General features: G+C 57.7%; 18 protein-coding genes and 3 pseudogenes. 9 read left to right on the top strand and 12 right to left on the bottom strand.

The genetic code is table 11. From position 1 onward, the window contains the following. Nucleotides 1-55 precede the first annotated feature (55 nt). The 6 genes from QDY28_RS29260 to QDY28_RS29235 all read right to left on the bottom strand — a co-directional run bounded on the left by QDY28_RS29260 (nucleotide 56) and on the right by QDY28_RS29235 (nucleotide 7,142). A complete protein-coding gene (locus QDY28_RS29260) occupies nucleotides 56-1,702 on the bottom strand; it encodes an alpha/beta hydrolase (protein WP_331384714.1) in 1,647 nt (548 codons plus the stop codon). A 131-nt stretch (nucleotides 1,703-1,833) separates the two neighbouring features. After that, on the bottom strand, nucleotides 1,834-2,364 hold the full coding sequence (locus QDY28_RS29255) for a DUF1269 domain-containing protein (protein ID WP_331384713.1): 531 nt from the start codon (nucleotides 2,362-2,364) through the stop codon (nucleotides 1,834-1,836). 9 nt (nucleotides 2,365-2,373) lie between these two features. Then, nucleotides 2,374-2,847, bottom strand: a complete 474-nt coding sequence (locus QDY28_RS29250) for an AI-2E family transporter (RefSeq protein WP_331384712.1) — start codon at nucleotides 2,845-2,847, stop codon at nucleotides 2,374-2,376. Between the two features lie 538 nt (nucleotides 2,848-3,385). Further along, nucleotides 3,386-5,392, bottom strand: coding sequence for an ABC transporter ATP-binding protein/permease (locus QDY28_RS29245; RefSeq protein ID WP_331384711.1), 2,007 nt, complete (start codon nucleotides 5,390-5,392; stop codon nucleotides 3,386-3,388). 194 nt (nucleotides 5,393-5,586) lie between these two features. Further along, complete coding sequence (locus tag QDY28_RS29240) at nucleotides 5,587-6,828, bottom strand: NAD(P)/FAD-dependent oxidoreductase (protein ID WP_331384710.1); 1,242 nt, start codon at nucleotides 6,826-6,828, stop codon at nucleotides 5,587-5,589. Next, nucleotides 6,825-7,142 (bottom strand): MocE family 2Fe-2S type ferredoxin, encoded by a 318-nt coding sequence (locus QDY28_RS29235; RefSeq protein ID WP_331384709.1) that lies wholly within the window; start codon nucleotides 7,140-7,142, stop codon nucleotides 6,825-6,827. The genes QDY28_RS29240 and QDY28_RS29235 overlap by 4 nt, the downstream gene beginning before the upstream one ends. A 198-nt stretch (nucleotides 7,143-7,340) precedes the next feature. On the opposite strand from QDY28_RS29235, the gene QDY28_RS29230 reads away from it, so the two are divergent. Continuing rightward, nucleotides 7,341-8,378, top strand: coding sequence for a LacI family DNA-binding transcriptional regulator (locus QDY28_RS29230; protein WP_331384708.1), 1,038 nt, complete (start codon nucleotides 7,341-7,343; stop codon nucleotides 8,376-8,378). Between the two features lie 125 nt (nucleotides 8,379-8,503). Here the strand turns inward: QDY28_RS29230 and QDY28_RS29225 are convergent, their stop codons facing one another. Beyond that, nucleotides 8,504-9,538 carry a sterol desaturase family protein gene (locus QDY28_RS29225; protein ID WP_331384707.1) on the bottom strand — a complete coding sequence of 345 codons (1,035 nt, stop codon included), beginning with the start codon at nucleotides 9,536-9,538 and terminating at the stop codon, nucleotides 8,504-8,506. Between the two features lie 207 nt (nucleotides 9,539-9,745). Further along, nucleotides 9,746-10,673, bottom strand: a pseudogene (locus QDY28_RS29220) (sugar ABC transporter substrate-binding protein). Between the two features lie 228 nt (nucleotides 10,674-10,901). Between QDY28_RS29220 and QDY28_RS29215 the strand changes: the two are divergent. The 3 genes and pseudogenes from QDY28_RS29215 to QDY28_RS29205 all read left to right on the top strand — a co-directional run bounded on the left by QDY28_RS29215 (nucleotide 10,902) and on the right by QDY28_RS29205 (nucleotide 13,518). Then, a complete protein-coding gene (locus QDY28_RS29215; protein WP_442967615.1) occupies nucleotides 10,902-11,582 on the top strand; it encodes a sugar phosphate isomerase/epimerase family protein in 681 nt (226 codons plus the stop codon). A gap of 256 nt (nucleotides 11,583-11,838) precedes the next feature. Continuing rightward, nucleotides 11,839-11,934, top strand: a pseudogene (locus QDY28_RS31140) (hypothetical protein); the annotation flags it as partial. A gap of 942 nt (nucleotides 11,935-12,876) precedes the next feature. Further along, nucleotides 12,877-13,518 carry a GMC family oxidoreductase gene (locus tag QDY28_RS29205; protein WP_331384704.1) on the top strand — a complete coding sequence of 214 codons (642 nt, stop codon included), beginning with the start codon at nucleotides 12,877-12,879 and terminating at the stop codon, nucleotides 13,516-13,518. A gap of 34 nt (nucleotides 13,519-13,552) precedes the next feature. On the opposite strand, the gene QDY28_RS29200 is transcribed toward QDY28_RS29205, so the two are convergent. Genes QDY28_RS29200 through QDY28_RS29190 form a run of 3 tightly spaced genes read right to left on the bottom strand, consistent with a single transcriptional unit; the run spans nucleotide 13,553 to nucleotide 16,489 of the window. Next, a complete protein-coding gene (locus QDY28_RS29200; RefSeq protein WP_331384703.1) occupies nucleotides 13,553-14,443 on the bottom strand; it encodes an SMP-30/gluconolactonase/LRE family protein in 891 nt (296 codons plus the stop codon). Nucleotides 14,444-14,499: 56 nt separating this feature from the next. Then, the gene (locus QDY28_RS29195; RefSeq protein ID WP_331384702.1) at nucleotides 14,500-15,531 is read right to left on the bottom strand and encodes an L-idonate 5-dehydrogenase; all 1,032 of its coding nucleotides are present in this window, start codon (nucleotides 15,529-15,531) and stop codon (nucleotides 14,500-14,502) included. Between the two features lie 10 nt (nucleotides 15,532-15,541). Continuing rightward, nucleotides 15,542-16,489, bottom strand: a complete 948-nt coding sequence (locus QDY28_RS29190; RefSeq protein ID WP_331384701.1) for a 2-hydroxyacid dehydrogenase — start codon at nucleotides 16,487-16,489, stop codon at nucleotides 15,542-15,544. Nucleotides 16,490-16,586: 97 nt separating this feature from the next. Here QDY28_RS29190 and QDY28_RS29185 point away from each other — a divergent pair, with 97 nt between their 5' ends. The 5 genes from QDY28_RS29185 to QDY28_RS29165 all read left to right on the top strand — a co-directional run bounded on the left by QDY28_RS29185 (nucleotide 16,587) and on the right by QDY28_RS29165 (nucleotide 20,206). Continuing rightward, on the top strand, nucleotides 16,587-17,345 hold the full coding sequence (locus QDY28_RS29185; RefSeq protein ID WP_331384700.1) for an SDR family oxidoreductase: 759 nt from the start codon (nucleotides 16,587-16,589) through the stop codon (nucleotides 17,343-17,345). Then, the gene (locus QDY28_RS29180) at nucleotides 17,314-17,856 is read left to right on the top strand and encodes a gluconokinase (protein ID WP_331384699.1); all 543 of its coding nucleotides are present in this window, start codon (nucleotides 17,314-17,316) and stop codon (nucleotides 17,854-17,856) included. Before QDY28_RS29185 ends, QDY28_RS29180 begins: the two co-directional genes overlap by 32 nt. Then, entirely contained in the window at nucleotides 17,853-18,740 is an 888-nt protein-coding gene (locus QDY28_RS29175) for an NAD(P)-dependent oxidoreductase (RefSeq protein WP_331384698.1), read from the top strand. Before QDY28_RS29180 ends, QDY28_RS29175 begins: the two co-directional genes overlap by 4 nt. After that, entirely contained in the window at nucleotides 18,737-19,069 is a 333-nt protein-coding gene (locus QDY28_RS29170) for a hypothetical protein (protein WP_331384697.1), read from the top strand. The genes QDY28_RS29175 and QDY28_RS29170 overlap by 4 nt, the downstream gene beginning before the upstream one ends. A 126-nt stretch (nucleotides 19,070-19,195) precedes the next feature. Further along, the gene (locus QDY28_RS29165) at nucleotides 19,196-20,206 is read left to right on the top strand and encodes a LacI family DNA-binding transcriptional regulator (RefSeq protein WP_331384696.1); all 1,011 of its coding nucleotides are present in this window, start codon (nucleotides 19,196-19,198) and stop codon (nucleotides 20,204-20,206) included. 414 nt (nucleotides 20,207-20,620) lie between these two features. Here the strand turns inward: QDY28_RS29165 and QDY28_RS29160 are convergent. Next, nucleotides 20,621-20,797 (bottom strand): annotated as a pseudogene (locus tag QDY28_RS29160) (alpha/beta fold hydrolase); the annotation flags it as partial. Nucleotides 20,798-21,245: the final 448 nt, after the last annotated feature.

Genomic DNA, 21,245 nt, shown 5'->3' with positions numbered 1-21,245 from the left:
TCGTTTTCTGTAGCCGGGTGGACAGCATCGCCTCCAAGTGACAACAGGACTTTTCTCAATTCGCCTCGCCGCGTGAAAACCGCTCTTTGAGCTCATGGACTTGGTTCGCGGAGATAACAGGTGCTGTCACAGCAACCCACGCATCAATGTAGTGCTCGGGCGCATAGACATGGCCGTATCCGATCGGAGACGTCGTCGCGATTGCCATGTCGAAGAGGAGCTGAAGCATGGTGACGACGGGCACCCACCGTAATCGCGGAGACACATCCGGGCCTCTCTTGCGCTTCATCCATGCCGGCTCTCGATAGAACGACTGTGGCTCAAAGAAGGTCACTGCATCGCTGGCATATTGCAGATAAACGATGCGCATTGCACCCCATTTTGCTCCCGGGAAGTTGAGAGCGTTGTCCTGATTGGTAAAGCGGATGATCGAGCCGTCGCGGAAGCGGGGCAACCATGCGGGAGAGCCGGGAAGCCTACCCTCAGTCACTGTCCGCCACATTTCGCTCTGGTAGGGCGGTCCGCTCCATAACGCACCCTGATAGGGATCGCCGACCACATCCAAGAGGTCCGTGGAGAGTTGGGAGTTGAGCGCACCCAAACTCAGCCCGTGAAGATAGAGCTTCGGCCGCCGGTCATGCGGTAGGGTCGTCCAATAGCCATAGATTTCTCGAAAAAGCGCCCGTGCCGATTCTGCGCCGTATTCCGGTTCGACCAGAATCGAGAGCCAGCTTGAAAGATAGGAATATTGAAGCGCCACACTGGCAACGTTGCCGCGATGAAGATACTCCAACGTATCCATGGCGGCCGGGTCCACCCAACCCGTTCCGGTCGGAACGATGATGACGAGCAGCGAGCGGTCGAAACCGCCTTGCCTTTGCAATTCGCGGAGAGCAAGTTTCGCGCGCTGCTCGACTGTTTTGACATTGTTCAAACCGACATAAACCCGGATGGGCTCCTCGGCCGAAGCCTGCCAGAATTCACCAATCGACGCGGCGCTCGGCCCTGAGGCGATGAAATGTCTTCCCCGGCGGCCCAGCCCTCGCCACGATACAAGCGATTGCGCACTGCCGGTTTTGTCCATTGCTAAGGGAGCGGGAATATCCTCATCGATACGAGCGTCGGCAGCCTGAAACGAACTGTCCGCCAAGTGCAGCGCTGCCCTGAGCAAAATGCCCTGACCGATCGACCAGAACAGCAGACATGCGATGGTGAGGCCAAATACCACCGCCAGCCGATGAGGTATGCGCTTAGAAAACATCGTCGAGAACCAGATAAATATCGATCTGAACAAGGTTCCGAGGAGAAACAGTGTCACGAAAATTGCTGCCGCCACGCCGGCCAGTTTGATCGGCTCGGCGCTATCGACCGGCGTCATATGCCACAACTCCCGGATAGAGTTTTGCCAATCCTCCGCGCGCCAGAGGAAGCCAATGGCAACAAGCAGGCCGATGAAAGCAATGGTCAGCCGCACATTATCGCCAGGTCCCCGTCGTAAGGGGAGTTCGAGATAGCGCCACAACCAGGCAAGCGCGATGCCGAGAAGGTACCCGGCGCTTGCGCAAACCCCGGAAAGAGCGCCTTGGATGACGTAGGATCGCGGCATCAGGCTCGGCGTCAGAGACAACGCAAAGAAAATCGCGGCAAGTGCAAGACCGGTACTCGACAAGGACAACAAGAGGCGGTGCGGAGAAGACTTCATGAAATCTCTTCGTCAGATTGGGCAGCCGGAAACTTCGCCAGACCGGCATAGGTGTGAACTGGACGGGCTGGCGCGAGCCGCTTTTGCTCCAGGCTCGCGAGCAGCCCACCCGTTCACTTGTGTGAGCGCCGTCAAGTTGCTCGTGCTGCAGCGGGATGCGAGCTCAAAGCCTGCTGAAGTTTTCCTTCCTGTTCTGGCGATAGCGAGGAGCGGAGGACTTTTGCGTTCTCCCCGGCAAATTCCGCCAATACCTTCTCAGGCTGAACCTTGCGGATGAGCAGGAACAATGCGGAGCTGTTGTGAGGAATGGTACTGGCCAATGATTTGATAAAGTTGTCGTCGATTCCGTAGTCGACCAGTGAGCCCGCCAGTGCACCGGATCCAGCCCCGATCGCGCCTCCAAGGACAAGCCCCGCCAATGGATTGAGAAACAAAAGACCCACAAGCGTGCCCCAGGCTGCGCCGCTCAGCACCCCCGCAGCCGCGCCAGATGCCGTTGGATGGTAGCTCTGTTTCAGATGGATCTTACCCTGTGGATCGCTGACGGCAACGACTGCATCCTCAAGGTCGATCAGATATTCCTTCCCGAGCTGGGTGAGTCTGTTGAGGATCGCATCTGCTTTATCGGGATGATCGAATCCGAGAACCACGAGATCTGACATATTGGCCTCCTATACGCCGGTTGAAGAAATAACATTTCCTTTCGGTGCGACCGCGAGCTTGTTTGCTCCGGTCGGTTCGCTGATGCCGAGCATCGCGCGACTGAGCGAGGCCACGACAATGGCGATTGGGACCCCGATGAAGGCGCCGTAAGTTCCCCAGAGAAACGTCCATAGAAAGATGGAAAGCAGAATAACGAAGGGGGAGATATGCAATGCGCCTCCGGATATTTTGGCCTCAACATAACTTCCAAGCAAGGACTGAATAGCGGTGAGGCAAACAAAAGCGAACACCGCAAAACCCGCGTCTCCAAGTTGAGCGAGAACGAAGAGAAAGGGCGAGGCGGTAGCAATTTGAGGGCCGATGAAGGGGATGAAGTCCAGAGTGAACCCAATGATGCCCCACTCCACGGGAAACGAAATTCCGGCAAAAAACGCAAACGCCGTGATCGTTGCTGCTGTAATGAAGCTCATGATCATGCGCACCCAGAGATACCATCGCAGCTAGCGGGCGGATTCGCTGCAGCCTGCTGATACGATGCGGGGGAGGGGCCGTGTTGCCAGTTTCTTCCAGGCGCCTCTTGGCCGGACCTGTCTCGACCAAACCCCTTAGAACATAGGCGAGAACCACCACGCAGGAGCTCATCGTTTGCCCCACTCGTGCGGCTATCTGCTGGATGAATCTGACGATCCAGAGGACGCTGTTGTTATCCGTCCAGAAGGCCGCGACGACAAATCCCCGCTCTTGGAGCCAGTCGGCCGCCCCCTGGTACAGCATCTGGTATCTCGCAACATTGGCGATGACAGTCTGCCGGACCGTGCCGAACGCCCATATGGTGACGGAACCCAAAACGAGGATGACGGCCATGATAAGGAGCACCGTCAGTACGACCGCAATGGAGAGCGGCAATGTAGTTTGTAATCCGCTTTGTATCGGCCACGACACAGCGCTATGCAGCAAACACCAAGTAGCTTTCTTAGGCCAAAGTGATGCATGCGACATGACCTCCATCAATGCGATGCTCTAGTTCTTATTCGCGGGGAGCGCCGCCTTATCCCGTCGCGTCTTGTCTTTCGGCAGCGAGCGCCGATTGTCTACAAAGCGCAGAAGCAAGTTCCGTCTTTTATCGCTTTGGACAAGATCAATATCGCTGACAAGCTTTGCGCCGCCCTCGCGCCGCTCCAGTGTGATTTTGCGGCTATGAAAGGCTTCCAGCTCAGCGCGATGCGCCACGCTTATGATGGTGACCTTCGGCAATTCCTGGATCACCATCTCCATCATCTTGTCCTGACTTTTCTCATCGAGCGCCGATGTCGCTTCATCCAGCACGATGATATCGGGGTTGTGTAGCAGGAGACGCGCAAAGGCGAGTCTTTGCTTTTCGCCACCCGACAATGTCTGATCCCAAGGCGCCTCTTCTTCGATCTTGTCGTTCAGGTAGTCCAGCCCCACTTTGACGAGGGCCGCCTTGATCTCTTCCAGCGTCCAGCTATCGGCGGCACTTGGGTAGGCGACGGCGCGGCGAAGCGTCCCGGAAGGAATGTAAGGTCGCTGCGGCAACATGAACAGTCGTCTGTCGGCGTGGAAATTGACACTGCCGCCACCCCATGGCCAAAGACCTGCGATGGCCCGCACCAGCGTGCTCTTGCCTGAACCGGATTCTCCAGCCACCAGCACCCGCTCGCCCGGTTCGATCACGACCTGGGTCTCCTTGACCACAGCGGTGCCATCGTCAAGCGAGACCGAGAGATCGTTCAGGCTGACCATCGCATTGCCTTCGGTTTCGCCATGCTTGATGCGTCCCAAGGCATTGCTCTGTTCCGCGCCCTCGAGCCCGTCGAGCGATACCATTAGCGAAGCTATGCGCCGTGCACAGGCGTTCCAATCGGCGAGGCGGGGATAGTTGTCGACCAGCCATCCGAACGCGCTCTGAACGATGGCGAAAGCAGAGGCCGCCTGCATGACCTGTCCAAGTGTCATGCTGCCTTCGAGAAATTTTGGAGCGCAAAGCAAAATCGGCACGACGGGCGCAAACAGGCTCGATCCCTGCGACACAAGCGTTGTACGCATGTGCTGGTGCGCCAGGAGCGCCCATTGCCTGAGCACATTGGCAAATGTCTTGTCGAGGTCGCTACGCTCCTCCTCTTCGCCGCCGAGCAATGCGATACTCTCACCGTTTTCCCTAACGTGTGTCAGCGTATAGCGAAATTCGGCTTCCGCCTGATTTTTCACCTCGGAGACGTGGACGAAATGGCGGCCGATGATCGCCATTGAGCTTGACGTGATCGCAGCGTAGAGGACTGCGGTAACCACTAAGAAGCCGGGAATAGTGACGGCCGAGCCGGCGATTGTCAGGGTCAAGGCCCCGCCGATCGTCCAGAGCACCACGATGAAGGTCGAAGCAGACAGAAATGCGGAAAGGACACCGGCGATGAAATCGACCGGCGATTCGGTAGCAATCCGTAAATCCTCCGAAATGCGCGCTTCGGGGTTCTTGTGGTCGCCGCCGATGAGATTCAACTGATAATACCGGCCATTTGCCAGCCAGCGCGCGATGACCGCGGTCGTCAGCCAGGAACGCCAGCGTCGCTGGATCATCATGCGAATGTAGACTTGGATAGTGACAAGGGCGACACTTCCAAGCACGAGAGGCAGGAATACGGCGCTCAGGAAATAGACGGTGCTGGCGTTGCGTTGCTCTATGGCGTCAAAAATCGCGCGATTCCAGATATTGATCCCATACTGAAAGCCGACATTGGTGCCGATCAGTATCAACAGCCCGATTGAGCATGGCCAGGCGAGCCCGTCGCCGCTGCGGCTCCAATAACCACGCGCACTGATCCAGAAACGCCGTAGCAAATACCTCTTGCGCGCCTGCTCGGCCTCGTCAGGCGTCATCGTGGGATCGGGTTCGACGACATTGGGCGGCGACGCGACCTCGACAGTCGATGCCTTCTCTTGGCGCGACTTCTCGGCACCGTCCCGTTCGGTGCCATCGACCGATTTCCGATTAAATTTTGTGTCGGTCATAAGCACGACAACGGCTCAAAAATCGAAAGGTTTCATGATGCGGGTGTTGGGCATGGTCCTGGCGGCCTTGTCGAGAAAATGAGGCAGTCGCGGTTGGGCCTCATAAAGGCGCCAAAAGCTGAATCGTCACATGAGAAGGACTGCGTGTGTGAGAATGGTGTAGGGCGATTTAGAACTTGAGTAGTAGTGACCCGCTACGCAGCTCTTGGCAGCAGAGATTTCAAATTCGTGTCGGCTGCTAAAGCCTCAATTGGCGGCGTGATCCGTTTGGCAATCAGCATCTCGCTCAACTTGATGTCTTTGGCAATCCTATTGCCAGGGCCTATGCCGCTTGCTGCCACCAGCCGCTGAGAAAGATCGAGATGAAAGAGAATGAACGCACCGTCGCTCAAGTCTCTACGGACCACTGTGTGTCCTTCGTCGACGAGGCCGGCGATCTGCAGTGTATGATCGAACTGATCGGACCAGAAATAGGGAACGGCTTCGTAACTGCGGAAAGCGCCCGCCAGATTCGCCGCAGCAAGGATGCCTTGATCCTGCGCGTTCCGCCATGCTTCCAGTCGAAGCCTGCGCCCGCCATATAGCGGATGCGGAAACGAGCAGCAGTCGCCGGCAGCATAGATATCCGCCACCGAAGTTTCGAGACGCTCATTGACGGCAATGCCGTTGTCGATAGCAATACCAGCTTGGATGGCGAGTTCAGTGCGTGGCTGTGCACCAATGCCGACGACAAGCACGTCCGCTGTGATCTCGGTTCCGTCCGAGAGCGGAATACTGACACATTGTTCGGTGGCAGCGATGTCACTCACCGCCACGCCGCATTTCACGACAACGTCGTTACGATGATGCAGGGAGGTGATTGCTGCGGCGATGGGTTCGGGCACGCCGCGCTTGAGTATGCGCTCCTGGCTTTCGATCACCGTGACCCTCGCGCCGCGGCTGCGAGCCGAGGCGGCGACCTCGAGGCCGATAAAACCGCCCCCAAGCACCGCCACGTGGATATCGGCGCTGATCCAGGGGCGAAGCGCAAGCGCATCGTTGATCGTCCTGAGATAGAGGATCCGCCCACCAGCCGGAACATTCGGCAGCCGTCTCGGTTCAGCGCCGGTCGTTAACAGCAACTTGTGATAGGGCAACGTTCGGCCGTCCGACAAGGTCACCTGCTTGCGGTCGGCATCGATTGCGTTTGCCGACGCGCCGCCTATATGCCGGATTACCCGTTCGTTGAGCACAACCTCGCTGAGAACGGCTGATGTCTGCGGCGTTGTGGCAGCAAGCAGCACCTGCTTGGAAAGAGGCGGCCGCTGATAGGGAAGATGAACCTCGTCGCCGATGAGCGTAATGGAATGCGCGTAACCGTTTTCCCTCAGGGTTAGGGCCGCGCGTGCGCCGCATTCGCCTGCGCCGACGATAACGATGCCCGCGTCCTCGCTCATGCTCCGATCCCGATCATGATACGATCGCCTTCCAGCTTGACCGGGTAGGTTCGCAGATTGACGCATACCGGCGCACCGCGGGCCTCGCCTGTCTTGTAGCTGAAGCGCCCGTTGTGTTTTGGACATTCGATGATGTCGTCCATGACCAGGCCGGCGGCGAGATGGATCTTCTCATGGGTACACAGTCCGTCCGTCGCGAAATATTCGTCGTCGGGGCTTCGGTAGATCGCAAAAGTTTTCCCGGCGTGATCAAAGCGGACGACGTCCTCCTGCTCGATATCGTCGGCCGCACACGCTTCGATCCATGTCGTCATTTCATGCCTCCTCGCTATTGGTCGCTGGCGGCTTGCCACCAGCGCAAAGATGTTGTGGGAGGAGCATGGCGCCGGCCCATGGGACATTTGGCCTTGATTGCACTCAGCTTTTCCTCCCTGAGCACCATTAACAATGCGCGAAATAGCGCTTCACATTCCACGTCGATTATGATCATTTTTGATCAAGGGAGGACCGGAATGAAGAAAACCCGCTTGGTCGACATTGCGGCCGCCGCAGGGGTCGGCATTGCGACGGTCGAGCGCGTTCTCAATGAGCGAGGAGGCGTTAAACCACACACGGCGGAGAAGGTGGTGCTCGCCGCCAAACGCCTGGGGTACAAGGGGGTGATCCCCAATCTCTATCGCGGAACAATCCGCATCGAGGTTATCCTGGTAAGACCGGAGTCGCCGTTCTTCAGCAGACTCAATCGCGCATTTGAGCGAATTGCCGCCTCGCTGGACAGCTCCATCACCGTTCACCGAACCTTCGTCGAGGAGAACGATCCGGAGAAGTTTGCTGCGCATATATCGAACAGCGCTATTCGTCGTCACGCGCTGATTGTTGTGGCCCTCGATCATCCGAAAATCAGGGAGAGCCTGGATCGGGCACGAAGTGCCGGTATCGAGGTCGTCCAGATCGTATCCTATGCGGAGGGCCGGGACGATGTGTTCGTGGGCATCGACAACTACGCCGCCGGACGAACCGCAGGCTTTTATATGTCGCGAATGCTTCGACCTGCGGCCGGAAGTATCGTCGCCGTCTGTCATAGCTGGGCCTACCAAATTCACAAGGAGCGCATTCGCGGCTTTTCCGATTATCTTGCCGCCCAAGGTAACCCCACGCATCGGTTTTCGGAGGTCGTCTTCGGCTTCGATGACGATGTGAGGTCCGCGGAAACGCTGACCCAGGCGCTACGCCGCGGAACGGATGTCGTCGGCGTCTATAATGCGGGCGGTGCCAATCTCGGGGTGGGATCGGTTCTTCAGCGCTATCGGCAGCAGGATAAGAGGGATTTCGTCTGGATCGCGCATGAACTCAACGACGAAACACGCCGGTTCATCGTTTCAGGGCTGATGACGCTTGTCCTCGATCAAGCCCCGGAAACCCAGGCAAGGCGCGCATTGGACACCGTTCTTTCGAGAATGGGTGTCATCGACGTGCCCGTCAGCCGGGATCCGGTTCCATTCCTGACCTATACAGCGGAAAACATCGGACATTTTTCGTTGCCCACCTGAGAGGTCAAGGCGGAGCCTGCGAAGGAGGGCTCGCAGGCTCCGGCATTTCCCGCCTTCAACGGCTGCGGAGGCGGGGGGAGATAGTTGCCCGATCGGGACGAGCCCGGACGCGCTCCGGCGTTGGGTCAGCCAGCGGTTCCAGAGCTCCGCGCCTGCTTTTCGGCGTATTTCTTTGCCCGCTCCATAAAACGCCTGTTCATGCGGTCTTCGGCCTCTTTAGAGCCGTCATGAAACGTGCCAAACCACTTGTCGAGCGGAATGACGCCGTCGGCGTAATTGCACTCGAAAAACTTGTGATGCAGGTAGTGATCATAAGCATGGGTGTCGATCGCGGTATCATCTGCGATCACGATCTTTTCGAAGCCCGCATGGCCGGGAGCTGGGGCGAGGGCGGCATGGGTGAGATGGAAGAGGGCATGGATTGGACTGGAGGGGACGATCCAATGGATGAGCACGCCCGAGAAATACAGCAGATGCTCGACGGGGTGCATTGCGAGGCCGGACCACGGACCGGGATTCACGTTGTTATGATGTAGCTTGTGAACTGTATGATAGAGCGGCGGCCAGTGGATCAGACGATGGACCAGATAAAAGTGCAGATCGCGGAATGCCGGCACCAAAAGCATAATTGCAGCGCAATAGACGGGGTGTTCGGCAAAATCGACATAAGGAATGATGCCGTTTGCGAAGGCCCATAGGGTGAGCACTTCGAAGGCCGTCCAAAGCGGCACGGCGCTTGCGAATGTCCAGATCACATTGTCGATGGTCTGATTGCCGAAGAGAAATGCGGAGTTGTTCGTCGACGGCCACTTGCCGTTATATTTGAAACTCGTTCCCTGCTTCTTCTGCATGTAAAGCCGCAGATGAAATGCGCCAAAGAACAGGGATACTAGGGTGGCATTGCGCGCGAGGAGGTAGGCGATCCAGCCGGGCTCGAGGGATTTCATCGTCTCCATCGAGGGGGTCGCATAGAACCAGAGCAGCGCTGCGACGACTGCGTAGACGGCGTTCCAAGGCATGAGATAGCCGGGATAGCCAAAGAACCATTTCAGGAAGGCGGCCGGTTGCGCCGGCCAGATGAAGACTGGGGGATATTTGAGGAGCTTGTTGGGCTTCCAGTCTCCTCGTTTGTCGCGCGTGCCGTAAAGCGTGTCGTCCATGTGTGGTGTCCCAGTTAACGGAATTTATGCGATCAGTCTCACCGAGCCCGGCTCGAAACGACAGCAGAGTTTTGATGAAAATTACTCAGGGCAAACGGTAAGGCGTTCGCACCAGATGGCATGGGATGAAAAGGGAGGCCGCCGGCCTTCCAAAATGTCAAATACGGTTGCCTTTGTTGCTGCTGATAGGTGATCGCAGGATTCTGCTCAGTTGAGGTGCTCGAACTGGCTCATGTTCTCGTTGGTCACCAGCTTGAACGGGATCCACACTTCCCTGTCGATCTGGTCACCCTTCATCGCCTTCAAGGCGGTGTCGACAGCACCTCGACCCTGCGCCTTGGCATCCTGGAACACGGTTACCTTGAGGTCGCCAGCCTTCATTGCCTGGAGCGCGTCGGGCGGCGTCGATGCCGGCGATGAGCGTCTTGTCGGTCGAACCGCCGGCCCTCCTGAGTGCGGCGATTGCTCCAAGTGCCATCTCGTCATTATTGGCGATCACCGCATCAAATTTCAGGCCGCTGGTCAGCCAATTGGAAACAAGGTCGGCGCCGTCGACGCGTCTCCAGTTGCCCACCTGTTCACGAAGGATCTTGATGCCGCTGCACTCGCCGGACTTCAAGACATCATGCACGTCCGCAGTCCTCTGCCGGGCGGCCTGACTTGTGAGATCGCCGACCATGATGACGATGTCACCCTTGCCGCCTAGCATACGACAGACCTCCTTCGTCTGCAGCGTTCCGGATTCCGTTTCGTTCGATCCGACGAAGGCCTGCTTTTTGCCGAGGCTCGACAGGTCGGTCGGCTGAATGTTGACATAGATCAGCGGAATGCCGGTCTCTTCGGCAATTTTGCTCATTGCGGGCGTACCGTCTGAATCCACGGGGTCGACGATGATCGCCGAGACGCCGCCGGCTGCGAAGTTTCGCACCTGATCCACCTGCTTGTTGACGTCGTTGGCGGCATCTTCCACCTGCAGATCGATGCCTTTGGTCTTGGCGTAATCCTGCATGCCGTTGGAGATCAGGGTTTGCAAATTGGTCGTCAGAAAGCCCATCGAAACGCCGATCCGATCGGCGGCATAGGCTTGCGATGACAGCACGAGCACGAGCGCAGTTGCGCCAAGAAATTTCAGCATGTTCTCCTCCCAGGAAACAACGACCCGATCGGTCACCCAAGAAGAGTTAGCGATAGCCCCTATCAACGTCCGAGAGTATTTTGATGAAAAACCCTCAGAGCGTCGGCGCGCCGCGCGCAAAGACATCTGCTTTGCAATGAAGTGCTACCATGATCAAAACCCATCACCGAGGCGTCTGGCAAAGACATGGGAGTCGTGATCTCAGTAGTTCACTGATGGGGAGGCACGATGCAGAGCATGCTCATATTCCAGTCGCTCTGGGCCATGGAGCGACGTAGCGCGAAACATCCGGAACTCACTCTCGAGGAGAACTTGGAAAAGATTGCCGCCGCTGCCTTCGATGGCATTAGCGCCCATTGGACCGATCGCGACGCTGTCCGCCGCATCGCGGAGTTATTGAAGCACCATGGTTTGCAGGCCGAAGGACAATGCTTTCCGAAGAGCATTGACGATCTGAAGCCCGTGCTTGAGATCGCCGCCGAATACAATGTGCATCACATCTGCCTCCAGCCCGATGTCCGATTGCGGCGCCTTGAGGATTGCCTTCCTCTGCTTGAGGGCTGGCAGCGGCTGGGCAACGAGGCAGGCATCGATGTCTTCATAGAGACGCACCGCGACCGCATGACGACCGATCTGTTCTTTACCCTCGATCTGCTTGATCGTATTCCGGACTTGCGGCTGCTGGCCGATGTCTCCCATTTCCTCGTCGGCCGCGAATTCGCCTGGCCGGTGTCGGACGAAAATCAGGCGCTCATCCATAGGATACTCGACAGTTCCTGGGATTCTTCCCACCGGTTTGTGGAGTCCTCGCCATCCCGCCCGGTGATTGCTGCTAGAAACATCATTGCTGAATTTTCGAAAAACACGCGCTTAAGTAGATTAAACGAATTCAACCTGCGAGCGTCATAACCTGCAACGCTCCCTGGAAAAAGCTAGGCTATACAAGCCGTCCACTAATCCTTTCGCTCGATCCACGAGCAATTTTCATTCTACTTTAGGCGAAATTGTCGTGCGACAGGTAAAACATTAGCGTGCTGCGCTAGGTCCGCGCCTCCACGTTCAATCCGCTGGCGATCGCGCCGAGACCGATCCACGCTTCTTTGAGGGGATGGAAGCGTGACTGCGGCTGCTGTCTTATGACGTTAGCTCGAAATCGGGGGACAAAATGTTTGCGGATCTAGAGGTTTTTCAGCAGGTGTTCGACGTGTGTGTCGTGGGTGCGGGCCCCGTCGGCATTGCCGCTGCGCTGGAATTGAGCAGGCGCGGCATGCGAACGCTGCTTCTCGAGGCCGGGCCGAAACAATCGAAACGACCGCAAAGAAACGAGACCGGGTTCGATATAGGAGACGATGTCCATCACGCGGCAGACCAAGTCACTTCGGCGACCGGACTTGGCGGCACGTCCGAGCGGTGGGGCGGGCAATGCGTTGAGCTGGACGATATAGATTTCGAAACGAGAGATTATGTTGCGCACTCCGGTTGGCCCATTTCTCACGAAAAGATTTCGCCTTTCTATGAGCGGGCGCGGGCTCTTTTGAGCAGCAATGTCGGCGAGCGATCGGGACCGGAACCAGAACCCGATAACGATTTCCCAATATCGCGGGAAAGCTGGACACGAATACGCAACACGGCGAGGGCCAACAGGGCTGAGCTCGCTTCTTCGAAGAACCTCTTCGTCGCCCTGGATGCGAGGGTAAAATCCCTGACATTCGACCCGGTGGAAGGACGGCTTCACTCCATGTCGATCGCCTGCCGCGGTGGTTCGTACGGGGTGCGCGCCGATCACTATGTGCTGGCGTGTGGGGGCAGGGGCAATACCCGGCTTCTTCTGAATCTCCAGGTTTGGTTTCCGCAATTGTTCGGTGGGAGCGATGGGCCGCTCGGGCGCTTTTACATGGGGCACATCGCTGGCCAGATCGCCCAGATCGAATTTGCCACTAAGGAGCATGCCGAACGATATCTTTTCAAACGCACATCCAACGGAACCTTCGTGTGCAATCGGTTTCAACCCGGCCCCACGTTGCAACGGGCACTTGAACTGCCGAATATCGCGTTTTGGCCGACGAACCGGAGGGCTGCTTTCGGCGAAACCGACCCGGCGCTCTCGCTGCTATATCTCTGGAACAGTCGAAAGGCCGTCGTTCACAAGGCGGCATGGAGCGAAGCCGATCGATCCCGCTATTCCAGTGTGCTGAATAATGTATTGCACAATCCGCTTGGTGCGACCTATTCCGCGCTTGCCTTGTTTCGCCAAAAATATGGTTTAGCCGAACCATATCTTGTGCTGCGCAGGCCCGACATGAGGTATGGCCTTCGTTACCATGGGGAGCAAATTCCAATCAGTTCAAACCGCGCCTTCCTCAAGGGCGAGCAAGATGCGGACGGCCAGTTCAAGCTAGAGGTCTCATTCCAATATCTGCCTCAAGATATTCGCGGGACGCTTCATGCACATCTCGCGCTTGATCGTTGGCTCAAGGAACGAAAAATAGGCAAGCTGATATTCGACGTAGCTTCCGAAAATCTCGGAGAGCATATCGTTGCGCAAGCCAAGGACGGCTACCATCAGATCGGGTTGACCAAGATGGGCGTGGATCGCAACCACGCTGTCGTTGACCACAATTGCCGCGTCATCGACATTGCTAACCTCTATATCGCCGGCTCCTGCGTTTTCCCCACGTCGGGGCAAGCTAATCCCACGCTTCCCGCCGTCGCCTTTGCCGTCAGGCTCGCCGAACATCTTGTCACCGAGATCCGCCGCCAGAGCACACCGGCCACTTTGTCGATGAGCAGCCGCGTGGAGCCCAAAGTTGCATTGCCTCTCAGCGTTCCGCGAAGCATGTGCTGAGGAGTCTAATCGGAAGCCCTCCCGAGTATTTCGATCAATTCGCTCCGCGCCGGTTCAAGGAAATCGCGTAAACGCTCGTCGTTGCCGTAATGAAAAGCTTGTGTTTGCCGCGCCCGCCAAAGCAAAGATTTGAAACCGTCTCGGAAATCAACAGCTTACCCATCAGATGTCCGTCGGGAGCGATGCAATGGACGCCGTCGCCAGCCGAGGACCAGAGATTGCCGTCGCTGTCCAGCCGCATTCCGTCGGCGCAACCCGGCGAGATCTGATGAAAGACGTCGCCGCCAGTCAGATGCCAGTTTTCGGCCACATCAAAGACGCGGATATGGCGTTGATCATCACTGTGCATGCGACCGGTGTCTGCAACATAAAGCTTCTTTTCATCCGGGCTGAATGCCAGTCCGTTCGGACAATTGAAATCGGTAAGCACGGCTGCGATCGAACCTGAAGGATCGACGCGATAGACATTGCAAGGCAGTTCCTGCTCGCTTTTGTATCCTTCGTAATCCGTGGCGATGCCGTAATGCGGGTCCGTGAACCAGATCGCGCCATCGGAAGCCACGATGACATCGTTCGGCGAATTCAGCCGCTTGCCCTGATAACGGTCTGCAATCACGGTGATCGAACCGTCAAATTCCGTGCGGGTCACGCTGCGGCTGCCGTGTTCGCAGCTTACCAGACGGCCTTGCCGGTCGCGGGTATGTCCATTCGCAAAGTTCGACGGTTCGCGAAAGACGCTGGTGCCGACACCCGGGATCCAGCGCATAATGCTATTATTGGGGATGTCGGAAAAGAGAAGGCAATTGAGGTCTCCAAACCAGACAGGCCCCTCGACCCAATCAAATCCGCTTGCAATCGGTTTGACGGGAGCATTGCCGAGGACAAACTTACCGAAAGCCGGATCCATAATCTCGAAAAACGACATCTTCCATTTAACCTTTCATTTTGCCGTGGTGCGGCATCGCTCTGGAAGGCGCGCCTTCAGGAGAAGACGATCTGCGCCTTCATGGCCCGGCTGCGATCCGACGCAATCTCGAAAGCGCCGATCGCCTCGGCAAGCGGTACGGAATGGGTAATCAGCGGCCTGACGTCGATCAAACGCTTGCGCATCAGCTCGACGCCGACGGCAAATTCCTCATGGAAGCGAAATGAGCCGCGCAGATCCAGTTCCTTGGCGGTGATGACCATCATCGGCAGTGTCATGTCGCCGCCAAGACCCAGTTGCACGATGATCCCACGGGGTCTCAGTGCGGCAATCCCACTGGCAAGCGCGGCGGCAGCCCCTGAGCATTCGTAGAGAATGTCGAAAGTGCCCTTATCGGCCGAATAGGCGGTAAGCGCTTCCGGTTCGTCCTTCGTATTTATGACCCTATCCGCGCCGGCCTGCTTGGCAACCGAGAGCGTGAAATCCGAAAGATCGGTCGCGACGATTTCCGCGGCACCGGCACGGCGGGCAGCCAAGATAGATAGGACACCGATCGGTCCGCAGCCGGTAACGAGAACGCGCTTGCCCAGCATCTCGCCGGCGCGCTTCGTCGCGTGCAAGGTGACGGCCAAAGGTTCGGCCATCGCCGCTTCACCGGTCGTCAGACCGTCGGCGGGGACGCATTGAATGGCATCGGCAACCAGCGTTTCGCGGAATGCGCCCTGAATATGCGGAAAAGGCATGGCGCTGCCATAAAAGCGCATGTTCAGGCACTGATTGTGCAGGCCCTGCTGGCAATAACGGCAGGTCCGACACGGGCGTGATGGCGAAACGGCGACGAGCTGGCCGATTTCGAGCCCCTGAACGCCGGCGCCGAGGGCCGTAATCGTTGCGCTGACCTCGTGTCCCAGAATCATCGGCTGCTTCAGGCGCACGGTGCCGAAGCCGCCGTGATTGTAATAATGCAGGTCGCTGCCGCAGATACCGCCGGTGGCGAGTTGAAGCTTGACCTCACCGGCACCCGGCTCTTCGTCCGGATACTCCTCGATCCGCACATCCTTGGCGGCGTGAGCGACGATGGCCTTCATGTCTTTCTCCTCAAAGAACGGGGGTCGGCAGCGGCTGGCCGCCAAAATGGGCGGCAAGATTATCACGGACGAGCTGACCCATGGCCTTGCGGGTCTCGATCGTGCCCGAAGCATGGTGGGGCTGCAAAAGCACATTGTCCAGCGCCAGAAAACGTGGATTGAGCTTCGGCTCGCCTTCGAAGACATCGAGTGCAGCCGATCCAAGCTTGCGCGCTTCGAGCGCGTCCAGTAGCGCTTCCTCATCGATGTTTGAGGCGCGCGATATGTTGATCAGCATGCCTTCGGGGCCAAGCGCCTCGATAACATCGCGTCCAACGATGTGGCGCGTCACGGCCGAGGCCGCCAGCGTCACGAAAAGAAAATCGGATTGCTCTGCAAGTTTCACCGGATCGCTCACGAACTCCATGTCGCTTGCATAAGGTTTCGCCTCGACATCGGAGTAGGCGATCTTCATGTCGAAGCCTTTCAGTCGTTTGGCGACCTCAAAGCCGATCCGGCCAAGGCCGAGAACGCCGGCCCGCCGTCCCCAAACGCGCCGCTTCAACGGATAAAGGCCCTTGCTGCCCCAGCTTCCGTCTCGCACCCATGTCTCGGCGCCGAGCATGCCGCGCGATTGGCAAAGCATCATGGCAACTCCCAGATCGGCAACATCATTGGTCAGAACGTCGGGCGTGTTCGTCACGCGAATGCTTCGTGCCCGGCAGGCGTTAAGATCGACCGCATCGAAGCCGACGCCGTAGACTGAGATCAGTTCCAGGTTTGGGCAGGCTTCGATCATGGCGCTGTTGGCGCCGAGTTCGCCGCGCGTGGCAATTGCTCTTATGGATGGCCCGACTTCCGCCAGAAGCGCAGCTTTGTCCGCTGCTTCGAAATAGCGATGGACGCGAAACGCTGCGTCAAGGGGTTCCTGGTCCCATTGCGGATAGGGACCCACCTGCAGGATAGCCGGCTTTTCCATCTTTTCGTTTCCTCCCTTATACTGGCCTTGACACTGGATGTTATCGATAACATAAACAGGGATATCGGCATTTGTCGAGATGCAAAAGGAGGAAATCGTGTCTCTTGGCCTCTTCGATCTAAAAGGGCGGCGCGCGCTTGTGACGGGTTCGTCGCAAGGCATCGGCTTGGCCCTTGCCCAAGGACTGGCGGCGGCGGGCGCCGAGCTGGTGCTCAACGGCCGCGATGTGGAAAAGCTAGCGAAAGCTGCGGCTCGCTTTGACGGCATAGCGCGGATCTTGCCCTTCGACGCGACGGATCACGAGGCTGCTCGGCACGCTATCGATGATTTCGAAGCCAAAATCGGCGACATCGACATATTGGTCAACAATGCCGGCATGCAGTTCCGCACGCCCTTGGAAGATTTTCCCGCAGACGCATTCGAACGACTTCTTCGAACCAACATATCGAGTGTCTTCAACGTCGGTCAGGCCGTTGCACGCCACATGATCAAACGCGGCGCCGGCAAGATCATCAATATTGCCAGCGTCCAGACTGCGCTGGCACGGCCCTCGATTGCACCCTATACAGCAACCAAAGGTGCAGTCGGCAATCTTACCAAGGGTATGGCGACGGATTGGGCGAAATACGGACTGCAATGCAATGCCATTGCGCCGGGCTATTTCGACACGCCATTGAATGCGGCGCTGGTCGCCGATGCCAATTTCTCCGCATGGCTTGAGAAGCGCACGCCCGCCGGCCGTTGGGGGCGCGTCGAGGAACTCGTCGGCGCCTGCATCTTCCTTGCCTCCGATGCATCCTCCTTTGTCAACGGACATGTGCTTTATGTTGACGGCGGCATCACAGCTTCACTCTAAAGCGATGCGGCCGCGACGGTTCGTCATCATGGGCGTTTCCGGCTGCGGCAAATCATCTGTCGGCGCAGCGCTCGCCTATCATCTGTCGGGCGCCTACATCGACGGCGACGACCTTCATCCGGCGGCGAACGTCGCCAAGATGAGTGCGGGTGTGCCGCTAACCGACGCGGATCGGTGGCCGTGGCTGAACAGCATCGGAGAGTGTCTCGCGCAAGCCGAGGGAACGGCGCTGATCGGGTGTTCGGCGCTGAAGCAGATTTATCGCGATAGGATTCGTGCAGCCGTCGATGGGCCCGTGCGTTTCATCCATCTTGCTGGGAAAAAAGAAGTGATCGCTGCTCGCCTGCAGGCGCGGCAGGGACATTTCATGCCGGCCGCCTTGCTCGAGAGCCAGTTCGCTGCACTTGAGCCGCCTGGGCCGGCTGAGCAGGCAATCACCGTCGATATCGATCAACCGTTTGATGCGGTCATAGCGGCTGTTATTGCCGCGCTGGAGGAGGAAAAGCTATGAGCAGCAAAGTTGCGCTGATCGGCGCGGGCGCGATGGGCGGAGCCATCGGTGAGCGCCTTGTGGAAACGGGTAACCATCTGACGGTCTTCGATCTCGACAACGAAAAGGTAGCCGCGCTGACGGCGAAGGGAGCTTATGCTGCGGCAAGTGCCGCCCTTGCCGCCTCCGTATCGGACTATGTCATTCTCAGTTTGAACTCGCCGCGGATCGTGCGTGCCGCGGTATTCGGCCCCGGCGGTGTCGCCGAAGGCGCCAGGCCCGGAACGCTAGTCATCGACATGTCCTCCATCGACCCCGAGGCGACCAAGGAATTGGCGGCGGATGCTCAGGAAAAGGGCCTGCGCTGGGTGGATAGTCCGCTGTCCGGCGGTGCGCCGAAGGCCCTGATCGGCCAATTGACGCTGATGGCCGGGGGCCTCGAAGAAGACGTCAAGGATGCGCATCAGGTGCTTCGTCACGTCGCCTCGAACTATACCCATATGGGCCCGCCCGGTGCGGGCCAGACCACGAAACTGATCAACCAGGTGCTCTGCGCGCTGAACTTTCTCGCTGTTGCCGAAGCGACCCAACTGGCGCTCGATGCTGGCGTTGATGCCGCCAAGATACCGCAGGCATTGAAAGGGGGACGAGCCGATAGCGCCATTCTCCAGGAATACATGCCGCGTTACGTCGCCAAGGACTACCGTCGGACGGGCCGCATCGACAACATGGTCAAGGATCTGAACGGTGCGCAGGACCTCGCCCGACGCACCAACACCGCCATGCCGCTGACCGCGGTCTGCGCTGAAATACACCGCATGCTGACGGCAGCCGGGCTCGGCGGCGAGGACCAAGCGGCATTGATGGAATTTTTCAAGGGGCCGAACAAGGAGATCGCCGAATGATTACCCGATACGCACTATTCGAAGGCAAGGTTAAGGACGGCGAGGCCGACGCGTTTCGCGACGCGGTCATTAAGACCATCCTTCCGAAATGGAAGCAATTTCCAGGTGCTCTGGATGTGCGCGTTTCCTTCGCAGAAGCCAGAGACGAAGGTGCACCGGAATATCCGATGATTCTTGCCGTCAATTATCCGGACATGGAAGCAGTCGAAGCCGCGCTTGCGAGCCCGGTTCGTGCCGAAGCCCGTGCGGCGACCGAGGCGGTGCTGTCCCGCTTCTTTGAGGGACGCATTCATCATCACGTTACGGTCGCCCACGAATTCGTGCTTTAATCTCATTTTGCTTGAGCATGGTGGGTGCGGAGCCGGAAGGCTCCGCATTTTCATTTGAGGATGGTGACCTCTTGCCATTCGAACTAAAGACATATTATTCTATGGTAACGATAACATGGGCCATAGATGAGCAACACTCGCAAACCGCCGACCATGGCAGACGTCGCCCGCGTCACGGGGGTTTCCCCGATGACGGTGTCGCGTGCCTTCAAAGCCGACAGCCTGATCAGCAAGGAGAGGAGAGAGGCCATCCTCCGGGCTGCCGAGGAGCTCGGCTATGTTTTCGACAGTACGGCCTCAAACCTGCGCTCGCAGAAGTCCGGTTTCGTCGCGGTGACAATCCCTTCGATCAACAACGCCAACTTTGCAGATACCGTCGGGGGGCTTTCGGATACGCTGGCCGCACGCGACATGCAGATCCTGTTGGGCTACACCAATTACAACACGCAGGAGGAGGAGCGGCTTATCGAGCAGCTCTTGCGCCGCAAGCCGCAGGCAATTGTCGTGACCGGCGGCAAACATACGGAGCGCGGGCGACGTTTGTTGGAGACGGTCCATATCCCGGTGATCGAGACCTGGGACATACCCGCCGAGCCGATCGACCATTATGTCGGATTTTCCAACGCCAATGCGGTTCGCGACATGGTGGATCACTTCGTCCGAGTTGGCTATCGCCGTATTGCCTTCATCGGTGGCGATGTCGGGCGCGATACGCGCGGCAGCGAGCGGCGGATTGGCTTTGCTGCAGCAATGCAAGTACATGGGCTCGACGCATCGCGCCTCATTGCCGCCGGACTGCCGCCCATCTCGATGAGGGAAGGGGCGAATGCGATGGCAAAGCTGATCGAAATCTACCCGGACACTGAAGCTGTCGTCTGCGTGTCGGACCTTGCGGCCTATGGCGCGCTTACAGAGTGTCGTCGCTTGGGCGTTCCCGTGCCGGAGCGTTTTGCGATCGGTGGCTTCGGTAATTACGAAATCGGCGAAGTCTGCGTGCCCACTTTGACCACGATTAATGCCTTCGCGCGTGAAATCGGCGTGAGAACCGCGGAATTGATCCTCGATATCCTTGATGGAAAGCAAGGCGTTGATGTCAGGATCTCGCCCGAACTGATTGTGCGCGACAGCAGCCGATAGAAATTAGCTGATCTCGTCCGGTCTGTGTTCGTCTATTTTACATACCCGCAACCTTAACACCGCGACCAGCTGCCTCGGTCAGATGCCCTACTCGGAACCTGCGGGTGAGAATACCTTGGGATCCAGGCCCCCCATGATGGAGTCAGAACAAGAGCTGTTCGAACGTACGCGGCCTTTATCAACCAAAGACAGCAAGTTCCTTGTGATGAACTGCTTTTCATGCGGTTCTTTCGGCTCGAAGCGAAGGAGATCGGGATGTCTGAAACGATGCTGGCAGCGCTTACCAACATTCGGAAAGTCGAAGACATGATAGTGGCGTTCGATGATGAGCAGCATTGCTGCGACGTTCGCCTCCATGGCGCTTGTGGCCTTCTCGAAATGCTCTTCGTAGTAGCGCTGGTACTCCCAGTTACCGAACGGATATTCGCTTTGCGGGTATAGATCGCGGTTGACCAGCCCGACGAGCACATCAAGTCCCCGCTCGAACGTCGCGTAGGGTATGCACAGGTTGGCGACCGCGAGGCAACGGTCCGGATGGTGGCTGGCGATATTCCAGACGACCACCGCTCCCCAATCGTGCCCTACCCAGATCGCCTTCTCTCAAAGCTGATCTGAATCTTCCATCCATAAAAAGTATGGTCCGATAAACCACTGATATGCCTTGTGAATTTTGCCCCTGCTTTTGGCGACTTTGAAGATGCCGTTTCATTATTTCCAGATGCAGCATCTGTTATTTCCATCGAAGTTCGGATGTAGGCCTGCCAGAATCCAGGCACAAAAAAAGCCCGACAAAGTCGGGCTCAGCCCGCTGACAAACCCGTCGATATTTTCGGCGGGTTTTGTTTTTGGAGGGTTGGTTGTTTCAAGTTTGGTTGTGAGGCAGGGCGAAGTTTGTAGCCTTGGCCTTCATGTCATGGCTGGTTTGGGTGCTTTGGTGAGCGCCATGGTGATCTTCTTGATGTTTTGGGCGGCGGCGGCAAGCAGGCATTGGCAGGCGACGCGGGTGAGACTTCGGAAGCGGGCATAGCGATGGCCGTGA

The organism is Rhizobium sp. BR 362, assembly GCF_036528765.1.
Lineage (GTDB): Bacteria > Pseudomonadota > Alphaproteobacteria > Rhizobiales > Rhizobiaceae > Rhizobium.
Note: the sequence above shows the minus strand (reverse complement) of the source record. Positions and strands in the feature narration are given on the sequence as shown.

Excerpts from the sequence above, each read along its gene's own strand:
- QDY28_RS29260 (WP_331384714.1), bottom strand. The coding sequence starts at position 1,702 with ATGAAGTCTTCTCCGCACCGCCTCTTGTTGTCCTTGTCGAGTACCGGT.
- QDY28_RS29255 (WP_331384713.1), bottom strand. The coding sequence starts at position 2,364 with ATGTCAGATCTCGTGGTTCTCGGATTCGATCATCCCGATAAAGCAGAT.
- QDY28_RS29245 (WP_331384711.1), bottom strand. The coding sequence starts at position 5,392 with ATGACCGACACAAAATTTAATCGGAAATCGGTCGATGGCACCGAACGG.
- QDY28_RS29240 (WP_331384710.1), bottom strand. The coding sequence starts at position 6,828 with ATGAGCGAGGACGCGGGCATCGTTATCGTCGGCGCAGGCGAATGCGGC.
- QDY28_RS29235 (WP_331384709.1), bottom strand. The coding sequence starts at position 7,142 with ATGACGACATGGATCGAAGCGTGTGCGGCCGACGATATCGAGCAGGAG.
- QDY28_RS29230 (WP_331384708.1), top strand. The coding sequence starts at position 7,341 with ATGAAGAAAACCCGCTTGGTCGACATTGCGGCCGCCGCAGGGGTCGGC.
- QDY28_RS29225 (WP_331384707.1), bottom strand. The coding sequence starts at position 9,538 with ATGGACGACACGCTTTACGGCACGCGCGACAAACGAGGAGACTGGAAG.
- QDY28_RS29215 (WP_442967615.1), top strand. The coding sequence starts at position 10,902 with ATGCAGAGCATGCTCATATTCCAGTCGCTCTGGGCCATGGAGCGACGT.
- QDY28_RS29200 (WP_331384703.1), bottom strand. The coding sequence starts at position 14,443 with ATGTCGTTTTTCGAGATTATGGATCCGGCTTTCGGTAAGTTTGTCCTC.
- QDY28_RS29195 (WP_331384702.1), bottom strand. The coding sequence starts at position 15,531 with ATGAAGGCCATCGTCGCTCACGCCGCCAAGGATGTGCGGATCGAGGAG.
- QDY28_RS29190 (WP_331384701.1), bottom strand. The coding sequence starts at position 16,489 with ATGGAAAAGCCGGCTATCCTGCAGGTGGGTCCCTATCCGCAATGGGAC.
- QDY28_RS29180 (WP_331384699.1), top strand. The coding sequence starts at position 17,314 with ATGTTGACGGCGGCATCACAGCTTCACTCTAAAGCGATGCGGCCGCGA.
- QDY28_RS29175 (WP_331384698.1), top strand. The coding sequence starts at position 17,853 with ATGAGCAGCAAAGTTGCGCTGATCGGCGCGGGCGCGATGGGCGGAGCC.
- QDY28_RS29170 (WP_331384697.1), top strand. The coding sequence starts at position 18,737 with ATGATTACCCGATACGCACTATTCGAAGGCAAGGTTAAGGACGGCGAG.
- QDY28_RS29165 (WP_331384696.1), top strand. The coding sequence starts at position 19,196 with ATGAGCAACACTCGCAAACCGCCGACCATGGCAGACGTCGCCCGCGTC.